This window comes from Shouchella xiaoxiensis, from assembly GCF_016907895.1.
GTDB lineage: Bacteria > Bacillota > Bacilli > Bacillales > Bacillaceae_D > Shouchella > Shouchella xiaoxiensis.
The window spans coordinates 16,910-31,267 of the sequence record NZ_JAFBCV010000003.1 but is presented as its reverse complement, the minus strand read 5'-3'; the positions used below and the strand labels follow the sequence as shown (position 1 = coordinate 31,267).

The 14,358-nt window shown below is 40.3% G+C and carries 9 protein-coding genes and 2 riboswitches; of the genes, 5 read left to right on the top strand and 4 right to left on the bottom strand.

The window, feature by feature from the left end:
• Window positions 1-10: 10 nt before the first annotated feature.
• The 3 genes from JOC54_RS05510 to JOC54_RS05500 form a co-directional block, all read right to left on the bottom strand.
• Complete coding sequence (locus JOC54_RS05510) at window positions 11-772, bottom strand: ABC transporter permease (protein ID WP_204465026.1); 762 nt, start codon at window positions 770-772, stop codon at window positions 11-13.
• The gene (locus JOC54_RS05505; RefSeq protein ID WP_035418525.1) at window positions 769-1,695 is read right to left on the bottom strand and encodes an ABC transporter ATP-binding protein; all 927 of its coding nucleotides are present in this window, start codon (window positions 1,693-1,695) and stop codon (window positions 769-771) included. The genes JOC54_RS05510 and JOC54_RS05505 overlap by 4 nt, the downstream gene beginning before the upstream one ends.
• A 123-nt stretch (window positions 1,696-1,818) precedes the next feature.
• A complete protein-coding gene (locus tag JOC54_RS05500) occupies window positions 1,819-3,228 on the bottom strand; it encodes an NAD-dependent succinate-semialdehyde dehydrogenase (RefSeq protein ID WP_204465023.1) in 1,410 nt (469 codons plus the stop codon).
• 174 nt (window positions 3,229-3,402) lie between these two features.
• On the opposite strand from JOC54_RS05500, the gene JOC54_RS05495 reads away from it, so the two are divergent.
• Together JOC54_RS05495 and JOC54_RS05490 are read left to right on the top strand one after the other, a co-directional pair.
• Window positions 3,403-3,921, top strand: coding sequence for a DUF8052 family protein (locus tag JOC54_RS05495; RefSeq protein WP_204465020.1), 519 nt, complete (start codon window positions 3,403-3,405; stop codon window positions 3,919-3,921).
• Between the two features lie 2 nt (window positions 3,922-3,923).
• Entirely contained in the window at window positions 3,924-5,549 is a 1,626-nt protein-coding gene (locus tag JOC54_RS05490) for a carbon starvation CstA family protein (RefSeq protein WP_204465018.1), read from the top strand.
• A 57-nt stretch (window positions 5,550-5,606) separates the two neighbouring features.
• Here the strand turns inward: JOC54_RS05490 and metE are convergent, their stop codons facing one another.
• A complete protein-coding gene (gene metE / locus JOC54_RS05485; protein WP_204465015.1) occupies window positions 5,607-7,892 on the bottom strand; it encodes a 5-methyltetrahydropteroyltriglutamate--homocysteine S-methyltransferase in 2,286 nt (761 codons plus the stop codon).
• A gap of 141 nt (window positions 7,893-8,033) precedes the next feature.
• A riboswitch (cobalamin riboswitch) is annotated at window positions 8,034-8,164 on the bottom strand.
• A 61-nt stretch (window positions 8,165-8,225) separates the two neighbouring features.
• A riboswitch (SAM riboswitch) is annotated at window positions 8,226-8,329 on the bottom strand.
• A 141-nt stretch (window positions 8,330-8,470) separates the two neighbouring features.
• Between metE and JOC54_RS05480 the strand changes: the two genes are divergently transcribed.
• The 3 genes from JOC54_RS05480 to JOC54_RS05470 all read left to right on the top strand — a co-directional run bounded on the left by JOC54_RS05480 (window position 8,471) and on the right by JOC54_RS05470 (window position 14,328).
• The gene (locus tag JOC54_RS05480) at window positions 8,471-9,967 is read left to right on the top strand and encodes an SLC13 family permease (RefSeq protein ID WP_051991103.1); all 1,497 of its coding nucleotides are present in this window, start codon (window positions 8,471-8,473) and stop codon (window positions 9,965-9,967) included.
• A gap of 148 nt (window positions 9,968-10,115) precedes the next feature.
• Window positions 10,116-11,111 carry an SEC-C metal-binding domain-containing protein gene (locus JOC54_RS05475; RefSeq protein WP_204465414.1) on the top strand — a complete coding sequence of 332 codons (996 nt, stop codon included), beginning with the start codon at window positions 10,116-10,118 and terminating at the stop codon, window positions 11,109-11,111.
• Between the two features lie 295 nt (window positions 11,112-11,406).
• Window positions 11,407-14,328, top strand: coding sequence for a 5'-nucleotidase C-terminal domain-containing protein (locus tag JOC54_RS05470; protein WP_204465013.1), 2,922 nt, complete (start codon window positions 11,407-11,409; stop codon window positions 14,326-14,328).
• The last annotated feature ends 30 nt before the right edge of the window (window positions 14,329-14,358 follow it).

The following is a 14,358-nucleotide window of genomic DNA, read 5'->3' as shown; positions in this document are numbered from 1 at the left end:
GACTCTTCTATTAAAGCACATCTTTCTTTTGGAAAACAATATGCGCAACAAGTAAAATTACAACTACATGACCACCTAGAAAAGCAAGTGAAGCCCACATACTTTCGAATGGCGCTATCGTTGTACCGAATTCATGGTAATTGCTAAAGAATTCAACATGGGTAACAACAACCCACTTAGCCCAATCATAATTCATGATAAATAACTGGAGGATACCGCCAAAAAACATTGGTGCAAACGTAATAATAATCGTCAGTGCAGTACTTTTAGTCACCACTGCTACAAGCGTAGCGAGTGCCATATAAAAGATTAACGTTGGTAACTGATAGGCTCCCATGATGAGCATATCAGACAATAGAGTTGAAATGGACTGACCTTCAGTGGAAAAAATGACAATTCCCAGTATCGTTGTTAATAGGACAATTAAAAACAAACTGATTGTTGCTAAAAGAAGATTGCCAAACCACTTTGTAAATAACAATGTTGATCGTGAAGAAGGACGTATCAATAGTTGTTTAACTGTTCCTGATGTAAATTCACCAGCAATTGCTCCGGCAATCAAAACGACTCCAAATAACATCACAAAGAGTGGAAAAACAAACACGCTTAGTTCTGCAAACTCTGTTGCTAATAGTGGACCTGATGTATTTGCTTGAGTAAGTAAAGCAATCCCAACAGCACCAGCAATAAATAAAAGCATCACAAGAGAGAAAAGCCACATTTTTCTGCCGTACCATGACTTTAACCATTCATTATAGAGTAATCCAATCATCCTGCTGAAACCTCCTGTTCCTCTGTAAGAGAGAAGTACGCATCTTCGAGCTTATTTTGGTAAGACGTCCCGTAAACACGAATTCCTTGAGTAACGAGAGCTTCGACAATATCTGGGATGGACTCATACCTCTGCTGCTCTAGCTGAATTGTGCCTTCCGTTATCGATGCGTTTCCGTAAGTAGCAAGAATCGCCAACGCTTGGTCCACTGGTTTAGCTTCAATTCGAACATTCATGACGCTATCAGGCTGTCCCTGCTGTTGTCTCATCGACACCTCATCAACCACTTCACCACTTTTAATGACAATGGCCCTGTCGCATAAGACTTCAATTTCATTAAGTTGGTGACTCGAGACTAGTAACGTGACGCCATCTTCCTTGGCAAGTCTCTGTAAATAGTTTCGTAAATCTCTTATTCCTTTTGGGTCTAAACCATTGGTTGGTTCATCTAAAATCAATACCGATGGATTATGAAGTAAAGAAACGGCAATGCCGAGTCGTTGTTTCATACCAAGTGAATAATTTTTTACCTTTTTATTCATTGCAGCTGTTAATTCTACAAGCTCTGTCACTTCTTTAATTCTCGCCTTTGTCACATTGCCTTTACTCATTCGCGCAAAATGCTCCAAATTTTGTTTACCAGTCAAGTATCCATATAAATCAGGATCTTCAACAATTGCGCCGATGTTGCTAATCGCTTCTTGACGATGCGTTTTAATTGATTTTCCCTCAATCAAAACATCCCCAGAATCTGCACCTATCAATGAAACAATCATGCGAATCGTTGTTGTTTTTCCGGACCCATTTGGCCCAAGAAAACCATAAATTTCACCCCGTTTTAGTTGAAACGACATATCTTTAATGACATGTGCTTTTCCGAAGGATTTATTTAATCTCTTTACTTGTAATGGAAAAGACTCCATTTGTGTTCCTCCTCTACACTGTATCTGTGTTCTACTTAAATAGTACACTAATATTTAATCCCCAGCAATCTTTTTTTACGAAAAAGAAGAACTAGCTAATTCTTTAGCCAGTTCCTTTTTTAGTTATAGTTTAAATGACACATATTTTGTCTCCAGAAATTCTTCCATACCAGCTCGACCCCCTTCACGGCCAATACCGCTTTGTTTAAAACCTCCAAATGGCGCTTGCGCAGCAGAAGGACCACCATCATTTAAACCGACAATTCCATAGTCAAGCTTTTCCGTTGCGCGAATCGCTTGGTTAATATCCCTTGTAAACACATAAGCGGCTAAGCCAAAGATAGAGTTATTTGCTCGTTTAATAACCTCATCTTCTGTTTTAAACGTAGCAATCGGTGCAACTGGCCCGAAGGTTTCATCAATCATGCATACCATATCGTCGGTTACATTCGTTAGTATCGTCGGATTAATAAATAAACCTGTATGGCTTGTTCCGCCAGTAACAATTGTTGCACCTTTCTCTTGCGCATCTTCTATATGCTGAACAACTTTTTTTATTGCATCTTCATTAATTAATGGTCCAATGTCTGTAGCTTCATCAAGTCCATTTCCAACAACAAGTTTTTCCACAGCTTGTTTCATTTTCTTCGTAAATTCATCTGCAATCGACTCATGCACATAAATACGGTTTGCGCACACGCACGTTTGCCCACCATTGCGAAATTTCGAAGCCACAGTATCCTCGACTGCCCGATCAAGATCTGCCTCCTTGAACACGATTACAGGTGCGTGCCCACCAAGTTCCAGTGAGATTTTTTTCATTGTCTCTGATGCACCACTCATCAATGATTTCCCAACATCAGTCGAACCTGTAAAAGTTAGCTTCTTAACTCGTTTGTCTTCTTGCCATACTTTTGAAATCTCACTTGAAGAACCTGTAACGACGTTTAAAACCCCTTTTGGTATTTCAGCTTTTTCTGCTAATTCTGCGAGCTTCAATGCGGTTAAAGGCGTTTGTGAAGCTGGTTTTACTACGACAGTACAGCCAACGGCTAGGGCTGGAGCAACCTTTCTCGTAATCATTGCTGCCGGAAAATTCCATGGTGTTATTGCTGCAACAACGCCGACTGGTTGCTTGATCACGAACATCCGCTTATCAGGAGTTGTTGCCGGGATCGTATCTCCGTAATTACGCTTTCCCTCTTCGGCATACCACTTAATAAATGAGTTCGCATAGCCAATTTCACCACGTGCTTCTTTTATTGATTTTCCCTGCTCCTTTGTCATTGTTTGCGCAAGTTCTTCTGTATTTTCCTGAATTAACTGATGCCAAGCTTCAAGCCTTTCACTTCGTTCGTATGCGGATAATGCGGCCCACGCTTCTAAGGCTTGTTCAGCTGCATCAACAGCTAAGGCAGCTTCTTTCTTTCCACCTTTTGGTACTCGATCAATGACCTCTCCATTCGCTGGGTTTGTCACTTCCATTTGAGCTATGTCTTCGCCTACCCACTCGCCATTTATAAATACATTCATCTCATAAAGACTCCTCTCGATTTTACATGTTTGTTATTTTCCCTTTCCTCTTATTTTAAAACAAGTGATCGTTTCCGTCTGTTAAATTGACAGAAAGTATTGAACTATTAGTTACACAGGATTATAATAGGACTTGCTCACTTTAATCGGAGAACAATAAGGCGGTGGAAAAAATTGCGGGCCGAACAATATGTCAATCAACTTCAGAATGTCTTAAAGCATCAGTTCGATGTTTATGGGAATGACCAAATTGGTTCTTTACCTTTACATTTTAGTGCTCATTACACACGAAGAGACGATCGCTACATGATGACTAAGGATATTAAAGTTTGGAGCGTGGAGAACAATCAATTCTTTTTCTTTTATGAAGCGAAAGAAGCGTCTGTTCAAGAGTTTGTCCGCTTTAAAGAAGAGCTCGATTTGTATATCACTAGACATCGTGCAACCAAATCATCCCATATATCATCGATTTATATTGGACTCTTCTTTTTAGAAGGAACGCCTGATTCTGATTTAATCAAAAAAGCGAAACGGACGAGAAAAGTCTCATTTATTAATTGGGGTAGGTATGGTTGGATTGAACGGTACATTGCTGTACTCCCATTAGAAACCATGGATATCCATATGAATCGGAAAGGACTATCTTTCATTAAACCGTTTATTGAATCTTTAAATAAAACGAAAGAGGTGTAGTGATGAATTTTGTGACATTAATGCTTGTAAGTGGTGCTATCCTTAGCCTAGCTTACTTTACGTACGGAAAATACTTAGAAAAACGTTTAAAGATTGATGGAAGTCGTGCAACACCAGCACATACCCTTTATGACGGAAAAGAATACATCCCTACAAAAACACCAGTTTTAATCGGGCATCATTTTACAACGATAGCCGGAGGAGGACCCATTACAGGGCCAATTGCTGCAATTGTTTTTGGCTGGTTACCAGCGGTACTTTGGATTATTATTGGCAGTATTTTTGTTGGTGGGACTCATGATTATGCTTCTCTGCAAGCTTCGGTACGGCACAAAGCAAAATCAATTGGTGAAGTTATTCGGGAGTATATGGGCAGACGAGGTCAGCTTATGTTCCTCTCCTTTTCAATCGCAACGTTAATATTAATTATCGGAGTTTTCATTATACTTGTTGCAAATACATTTGTTTCATTTCCTGGCGCTGCTACCGCTTCGCTACTTTTTATTGCAGTAGCGATGGTGTTTGGAGTTTTGGTTAACCAAGTAAGAATGGGCTTAGTGACAGCTACTATCTTAGGCATTATCGCGATGGTTGGTGCAATCTGGTTTGGTCTTTCCTTTCCACTCGAGCTTAGTGCAACTGCTTGGTCATTGATTTTAATTGTTTATGCCTATTTAGCCTCTGTTCTACCTGTTTGGTTATTGCTTCAACCACGTGACTATCTAAATTCATTTATGCTCTATTTTTTAATCGGTGGTGCGTTTATTGGCTTACTGATTGCACGCCCGATGATCCAAATGCCCGCATTTACAGGTTTTTATAATGAACAACTTGGGTTTCTATTCCCGATTTTATTTATAACCATTGCTTGTGGAGCTGTATCTGGGTTTCATTCGCTTGTTTCATCCGGAACTACATCAAAGCAACTTGACAATGAAAAAAATGGCCGCTTTGTCACTTATGGATCAATGCTCCTTGAAGCATTTGTCGCTATCATTGCAATCGGCTCTGTTGCTTACCTAACAATGGGTGAATTTGCAGCATTAATGGCAATTCATAATGACCCAATTAGTGTGTTCTCTGTGGGTATCGGAAACTTTATGAGTACATGGGGTTTACCTGTTGCTGCAGGCGTAACGTTCACGGCACTCGCAGCTTCTGCTTTTCTAATGACTACGCTTGATTCTGCTACAAGGCTAATGAGGTACGCCGTCGCTGAGCTTGGTGAGAGCACGAATGTCGGTTTTCTTAAGAATAAACACATCGCTACGTCTCTTGGTCTAGTCGGGGCAACCGTGCTTGCTTTGTCTGGAACTTGGCAAACGGTATGGCCACTGTTTGGGGCAGCCAATCAGATGCTCGGTGCACTTGCTCTCCTTGCGGTAACGCTCTGGTTAGTAAAAACAAAATCAAAAGCGCTATTCGTTTTAATTCCAATGATTTTTATGTTCCTTGTAACGACTAGTGCTCTACTTGTTATGCTTTATACAAACTTTATCGCCGGCAACTACTTGCTCTCTGTTATTTCCTTTATCCTCTTTGTTATGTGTGTCTTCTTAGGACTTGAAGGTTCTAGAAGCATGACGAAGCGTGATAAACCAAAGGATTCATCGAACCTAAATATGTAAGATGATCTTACAGACAAAAAGCCCTAAGGGAATAATTATTCCCTTAGGGCTTTATCATTAAATCGTGTGTCGAACTTTAGTAGTTGCCCGTACCATCGCTTCGAGGGCAGCGACCGTTTCAGGTTCTTGCCTTGTTTTTAAGCCACAGTCCGGGTTTACCCAGAATCGTTTCTGATCAAGTACTTTTAAAGCACGTTGGATGTTTTGAATCATCTCTTCCTCGCTCGGCACTCTCGGACTGTGTATATCATAAACCCCGAGACCAATGCCTTTGTCATACGTGTAATGCTCAAACGAGGAAATAAGCTCACCATGACTTCGTGACATCTCAATAGATATAACATCTGCATCAAGTGCATCAATTGATTCAATTATGTCCTGAAAATCAGAATAACACATATGCGTATGAATTTGTGTCTCCGCCTGAACCGATTTCACCGATAATTGAAATGCTTTTACAGATTGATCTAAATACGCTTTCCAATCGTCTTTTTTCAAAGGTAATCCTTCTCTTAATGCTGGCTCATCAACCTGGATAACGCCGATACCAGCCTTCTCAAGAGCCAAGACTTCCTTTTCCAACGCCAGGGCAATTTGATTAACAACATCTTCCTCTGCTAAATCGGTTCGTGGGAACGACCAATTATAGATGGTAACGGGTCCCGTTAACATTCCTTTGACAGGTTTTTCTGTTTTTGATTGCGCAAAAACGGTTTCTTTTACTGTCATTTCTTCTTGAAATGCCACATCTCCATAAATAATAGGTGGTTTTACACATCTTGATCCATACGACTGAACCCAACCGTTCGTACTGAATTGAAAGCCAGCTAGTTTTTCTCCAAAAAATTCAACCATATCTGTCCGTTCAAACTCACCATGCACAAGTACATCTAGGCCAATCTTTTCTTGAATCTGAATCCACCGTTCAATTTCAGCATTGATGTATTGAGAATAGGCTTCATTTGACAGCTCCCCTTTTCTCCACAAAAGTCGCTGTTTCCGTACTTCTTTTGTTTGCGGAAAACTTCCGATTGTTGTTGTCGGCAATAATGGAAGTTTCAACTTTTCTTTTTGTAAGTCAAATCTTGCTTGCGCGTTGACCGATCGTTTTGAGTCCTCTTGTTTTCTTTCATGCAGTAGCGCCTGAACTCCTTCGTTATTTCTGCTGCTTGATTGATTTAATCCTTCGACAGCTTGAATGCTTTCTTTGAGTACAGCTTCGTTTACATTTCCATTTATCACTTCTTTTAATTGATCGAGCTCAACTAGTTTTTCATTAGCAAATGCTAGTGCATCTTTTAATTCGGGGAAAATTTTTGTTTCATGCTTCAACGATACAGGAACATGTAGCAAGCTGCATGATGGTTGAAGAATAAGAGTTTGCCCATTCTCTTCATTTAATGTTGACTGAACGTTGTTCACCGTTTTAAAAAGCTGAACCAAATCACTTCTCCAAATATTGCGACCATCAAGAATGCCTAATGCGATTATCTTATTTTCAGGAATCGCTATCTTTTGCAACTGTTCAATTCCTTTCTGATTCGCCGCTACACAATCAATACCAGCTCCTGCTGTCGGTAAATTGAGAAAACGGCTGAAATCAGTTACAGCTTCAAAGTAGGTTTGCAAGAGTAAATTAGCAGAAGCGTGGTTCTCTTCAAAATAGCGATATACTTCTTCAAATAGAAGCCAATCTGCTTCTGTTACGTCACCAGTTAATACGGGTTCATCAACTTGTATCAAGGTTGCGCCCGCATCAGTAAGCTGGTCAAATACTTTTCCATAAAGAGGAAGCAATTTCTGAACATGTTCTGCCAGCGTTTTTTTTCCATACTGTTTTGCAAGCTTAACAAAAGTAATTGGTCCCAAAATCACTGGTTTACCGGTCACACCAAGTTCTGATTTCGCTTCTTCAAATAGTTCTAACCAACGATTGTGCACAAGCTGCGGTTCTCTTGCATTTAATTCCGGAACAATATAGTGATAGTTTGTGTTAAACCACTTCGTCATTTCTGCTGCAACCGCGTTTTTAGCCCCTCTAGCAATTTCAAAATACGTAGAGACACTTACTTTTCCACCATTGTAAGCAAAGCGGTCAGGTACAAGACCGAACGACACAGCCGTATCTAGCACATGATCATAATCACTAAAATCGCCAACAGGAACATAATCCAAGCCTGCCTCCACTTGCGTCTGTAAGTAAGATAAACGTAATTGTTTTTGTTTAGCTAAAAAAGCTTCTTCTGTCTGTTCTCCTGCCCACAATTGTTCTAGGTTCTTTTTCCACTCTCGCTTTTCTCCGATTCTCGGATAACCAAGTGATGAACTTTTGACATTCCCCATGTTTTCCACTCCTTCAATTGTTGTACTCACCATAAAAAAATTCCCTCTCGATGTGAGAAGGAATCGGAAAATAGACCTAAACAGCCTTCTAAAAAAGCCAGTCATAGGTTTCCTTTCCGCTCCTCTCTAGATCCGCGTAGAGCTAAGCAGAACAATCAGGCAGGTAATCTGACTCCGTAAATAGTATTACGTCACAGTGGCGGGACCGCCTTGGATTTGCACCAAGTTCCCCTTTTCGTAGCAAATGCTACACCTGAGTGTTGGTTATGAAATTAAAAAGAACCCTTTTTCATTGGAAAAAGGGTTCTGGATACAACAATTGATGTTATATGCCCCTTATCTGCCAAAGTCGCCTTTGCTGGATGTAGCACCTTTTCAATCATTGAATGGTTGCTGAAGTTTCAACGGGCCAGTCCCTCCACTTCTCATTATAAGAGTGTTTTCTATGTATGAGTGTGAACACAATTTATCACAAAACTTAAACAAAGTCAAAATAGAAAAAAAGTAAGCGTTTTACCTATGCAAACTAGGTAAAATCCGCTAAAGTAGGAAGAATATCAAGAGAAAGAGGTAGATTTATGTCGAAAGCGGTTACATCTTATTCAAAAGTAAACTTATTCGGACTTATTCTTGGTCCTCTCTTAGCATTTCTCGTCTTCTTCTTAATTCCGAATGATATGATTGCTTACGAAGGGCGCGTTGTTCTATCAGCAGTTGCGCTAATCGGAACCTACTGGGTAACAGAAGCTATTCCTATGGCAGCCGCTTCTTTAATTCCACTTATTTACATACCGCTTTTTGGCGGAGCACCTGTTGGTGTTGTTTCTGGAGGATACTCTGAGCCCGTTATTTTTATGTATATGGGCGGCTTTATACTTGCAATTGCAATTGAGAAATGGAACTTACATAGACGTATTGCTCTTTCCATCATTGACTTTATCGGAACTGAAAGTCATAAAATTATACTCGGCATTATGTTAGCTACAGGTTTATTAACGATGTTTATCTCAAATGCTGCAACCGCATTAATGATGCTTCCTGTTGCACTTGCACTTATTTCAGAAGTTAGAGATAAAAAAGTGTTATCGGGGCAAAACATGAATTACTTCGCAAAAGCGATCTTGCTTGCTGTTGCCTACACAGCAACAATTGGTGGTCTTGCTACGCTCGTTGCTGCCGTGCCAAACGCCGCGTTAGCAGGTATTGCAAGCATTCAATTTGGCGTGGAAGTTACATTTGTTCAATGGCTCATGTTCGCTGGTCCTGTTGCTTTTATCATGTTTATCGTCCTTTACTTTTATTTAACAAAAATACGTTTTAAAGTAAAGGTGGACGATCAAAAACCTGTTACCTTTATCAAAGAAGAAAAGAAAAAGCTTGGTAAAATTAAAACGGAGGAATGGATTGTTATTGCCGTCTTTCTAATGACTGTATCATTATGGGTCGGTAAACCACTCATTCTATACATTGCTAATAATGTTGGGTTCTTATCATTCCTAGAGAATCTAGGGAACTTACCTGACGCAAGTATCTCCATGTTTGGTGCAATTCTCTTATTCTTCTTGCCTAGTACTCAACCTGGTGAACGCATCTTAAAGTGGGAAGACCTAGTTAAACTTCCATGGGGCGTGCTGGTTTTGTTTGGTGGTGGTCTTGCACTCGCTTCAAGCTTGGAACACTCTGGCGTCAACGCCTGGATTGCTGTTGCACTCGAAGGTTTACAAGCATACACACCATTTATTATTATTCTATTACTCGTCATTATTGTTCTTGGAATGACAGAAATTCTATCCAACACTGCTGTCGCCAACTTGGTTCTACCAATATCAGCTGGTCTTGGCATTGCAATCGGCATTGATCCGCTTCTAATGATGGCTGCCGTCGCACTTGCTGCAGGGTCATGTTATATGCTCCCTGTAGCCACACCACCCAATACGGCAGTATTTAGTGCAGGTGAGCTGGAAATATCAGACATGGCTCGTGCCGGTGTTTGGTTAAACATCGTCAGCGTCATTGTGATTACATTAGCGGTTTACTACTGGATGCCTGTTGTATTTGGAATTGAGCGCCCATAAAGATTGCCTCTCTTTTCAGTGAAAAGAGAGGCTTTTTTTACGCCAAATGAATGCTACCTCCGGACTTCCGGAAACTGTAAAGGGATAAACACCTGTATTTATAGCATGAATCTGTTAAACTAAGAAGGATGTGTTAGGAGGATGATTCATGCTTAAGCGAAATGATCCGTGCCACTGTGGCAGCGGAAAAAAATATAAAAAATGCTGTATGAATAAAAGTATGGGTTCTGTTGTTGCAGAGGAACTTCATCAATTAGAAACGGAAATGCTTTATAATGCATTTACTCGTTATCAAAAAGAATTAACAAATTGGGTTCAAAGCTATCACCATATTTACCCCGATGTAAATGAAGAAATGACAGAAACATTATCAAGTATGCTGTTAGTATGGTTGATTTTTCAGCGCCCCGTCGATGAAGATTCAGAGACAACTATATTTGATACCTTTTTAGAGAATAAGGTCAAGAAATTAAAACGACCGAAGACAATTGACATTATTGAGTCTTGGAAAGGCACACAACCAGCGGTACTTGAAGTAACGAATATAGAAGCCCAAGTCTATACAAGCACCAACTTACTTACTGGTAACGAAGTCATTCACTCTTTACCCGTCGATCATGAACAGACGGTTGAACAAGGTTCCATCATTATCGGATTCCCTGCCACGGCAGAAACGAATATGTCTTTTATTGGACCCGTTATTAGTCACCCTGTTGCAAAGGCTGCAGATTTAAAAGAGAGAGTATCTACGTTCCAAACGAAATCAGCAGACTATAGTGCGAAATGGCCGCAGCTGCTTTCTTCTCTATTATCTCAAAAGGATTCTGCAGTGAACTTAGCAGAGTTTGATTGGGTAGACCTTGCGCAGAAAGAAACAGCAGAACGCTTGCTTCAAGGGTTGGAACAAGATCAGCAACCACCAGAAATACAGATGCTTGCTTTGCAGAAGTGGCATCTATATGCGACAGCCGTAAAACCACTGATTCGAAAGTCTGAAGTGTTTGCTGCCGCAATGGAGTACGTTCTTCAGCAATTCGCTCCAACTGCTACAACGCAAAAACAACTAGCAGAAAAATACAATGTCAGTACATCGACAATTTCAAGTCGCTCCAAAGAAATTATGGAAGCATTAAAAACTCTATAATAATGAAAAGATAGCTTGCCAATACGTCTTTAATGAAGACAAATGGCAAGCTTTTTTTATTACATCCCCTTCTTCCTTTCTAATAGGACCATAGTCTATGTTTATTTCACATACATACTAACCTACTATTTTGAAAATACACCCTAATGACATAGTACCATTTCACGATTTATCACAATCTTTACAAACTCAATCAAATCTCGACAAAACTCCACTCTTTTTTTTGCTATGATTCTAGTAGAAAAAGAAAGGAGATTGTTAACATTATTAAATTCTCAGGAGGAATCATTTGCTAATGACGTACAAAAAAAATATTTTTTCACTCGCAATCTTATCCATTGCCTTTCTATTATTTGTAACGCCTGCACAAGCAGAAGACCAAACTTTACATATTTACCATACGAATGATATTCATGCAACCTTTGATCAATATGGCAAAGTATCATCCTATATTAATGAACAGCGTGACACATATGAGAATGTCCTTTATTTTGATGCTGGCGATTTTGCCAGTGGTAATCCAGTCGTTGACTTGAATTTTGGTAAGCCAATGATTGACGTCTTTAATTTAGCTGGACTTGACGCCTTTACAATTGGTAATCACGAATTTGATTACGGTCAGTCCTACTTACAAGATAATATAGAGGCCTCGACTTTCCCATGGTTAGGTGCAAATGTCAATACTGGGGATACAGGCGTAACAAACCCAGATCCATACACGATTTTTGAGCTTAATGATCTAACCGTTGCCGTTCTAGGCATTACTCAAGCACCTCCTGCAACTGCACCTGCAAATGTAACAGGAATGACCTTTGATGGAAACTATGCGGAAACGGCCCTCTCCTACAAGGATGAATTAGAAGAACAAGCCGATATTATTATTGCTTTAACGCATATTGGCTATGATCAAGACCGCCGTCTTGCTGAAGCAGTCGATTATTTCGATTTAATCATTGGTGCCCACTCACATACTACGCTTAACCAACCTGTAGAAGTGAATGGAACACCAATCGCTCAAACTGGTTCCAATTTAAACAATATTGGTGAGCTTTCACTTATTTTTAATGATGAGACAAGTGAAGTTTCTGGGGTAACTGGAAAACTAACTGCTGTTTCCTCTTTAACGAACGTCGATGAATCTGTACAAGCCGTGATTGATGGCTACAACGCAGAGATGGAAGATGTTTTAGGTAAGGTCGTCGGTTACACAAATACGGGACTTTCACGAGACGGTCGCTTTAACGGCGATGCCCCACTCGGTAACTTTTGGACAGATGCCATGCGTGCTTTTGCTGAAGCAGATGTTGCTCTAACGAATAATGGTGGTCTACGGGACAGCATTGCTCCTGGTGATGTTACGTTAAATGATATATATAAAATAGAGCCGTTCGCTAATGAAATCATGGTCATTGAAATGACTGGCGCAGCCATTGAAGAAGTAATCGCATTCTCTTATTCGCGTGACAATCGTAATCAGATTGATTTACAAACATCAGGCTTACATTATGAAGTGATTACTGGTCCGACTGGTCAATACTTAGATACCCGCTTAACCATTGCAGGTGAGCCAGTTGTTGCCGATGAGACCTATGAAGTTGCTGTAGCTGATTATATAGGTACTGGTGGATCTGGCTATTCTTTTGAAGGAACGGTTATTCACGAAACGGTTGGCTTAATGACAGCTGCAATGGAGCAATACGCTCTTGAATTAACAGCACAAGGACGTTCTCTTGATTATCAACCAGAAGGAAGAATTAAACTTTCAGTTGATCCAACTGCACCAAGTCCAGGAGAAATTATCGGTTCAACAACGAACGGATTATTCTCTTTAAATAAACTTAAACAAGATGTAGGTATCGGAAACTTATACACGGATGCGCTTCGCGCAAAAACAGATAGCGATTTTGCTTTGTTAAACGGCTCCTCTGTTACAGGAGAGATTTTGCCAGGCACGATTACTGATCGTCAAATTGAATCTCTTGATTCATTCGGAAATACGATCGTCGTTGTGGAAACAAGTGTCTCTCGTTTAAAAGAAGTCATCTTAGAACAGGCGAATTACCGTAATGGCGTCGATTTGCAAGTATCAGGCTTATCCTATACGCTTGTACCTGCTAACTCAGGAAGTGGTTTTGACGATGTTTCTCTCCAACTTGATAACGGTGAGCCATTAGATGAATCTGCTACCTATTCTGTTGCATACAATGACTACATGCACGGTACAAACTTCTACAACTTAGGAACAGCAACTGACGATGCAATTGGACCTGTTTGGCAGGCAGTTGTTGATTACGTCAGTTCACAAACCGGCGCAATTGATTATACCGAAGGAAGCCGCATTACAATTGAAGGTAAAGATGTTGAAGAGCCAACTGACGCCGTTACTGTAAAAGAAGCACTTGAGAACAACAGCGGAAATAAGCCTGTTAAAGGCTACATCGTTGGTTCAATTAATAACAATCAAGTTATTATTGGTGAAGGAAGTCACGCTCCTTCAAATTTACTTTTAGCTGACGATCCAAATGAAACAGACCGCAGCAACATGCTCCCGGTCCAGCTCGTAAATGGAACAGCCGTAAGAAACGGGCTTAATTTAGTGAACACACCTGATAATTTAGGACAGTTTGTAGCCATAACAGGATCACTTGAAACGTATTTTGGTACACCAGGTATGCGAAGCCCAAGTACGTATCGCTTTATTGACCCACCAACAGCACCTGAACCAGAGGTTCCTCTATGCGAGTATAATGGATGGAACAAAGAACAAATTTACACGCAAGGTGATCGTGTAGAATATGAAGGATCTTTCTATGAAGCGAAATGGTGGACTCAAGGTGAAAATCCTAGTCTCTCTGGCCAATGGGATGTTTGGCAAATAGTAAAGGAATGCACGGAGCAAGTAGACGGTCCAACTGAGTGGAACGAGAAAGAAATTTATACAGCTGGAGACCAAGTACTGTATGATGGTAAACTCTATGAAGCGAAATGGTGGACTCAGGGTGAGAATCCAAGTCAATCAGGTCAATGGGACGTTTGGAAAGAAGTAAAAGATGATAATGAAGGTTCCACCGACCCTCAAGAATGGAACAAGGAGACCATATATACTGCTTCTGATCGAGTCGTATACGATGGAAAACTTTACGAAGCAAAATGGTGGACTCAAGGTGATAACCCGAGCCAATCAGGTCAATGGGACGTTTGGAAAGAAATTAAATAAGAAAATCCCGGACGATGCTTAGCATCGTCC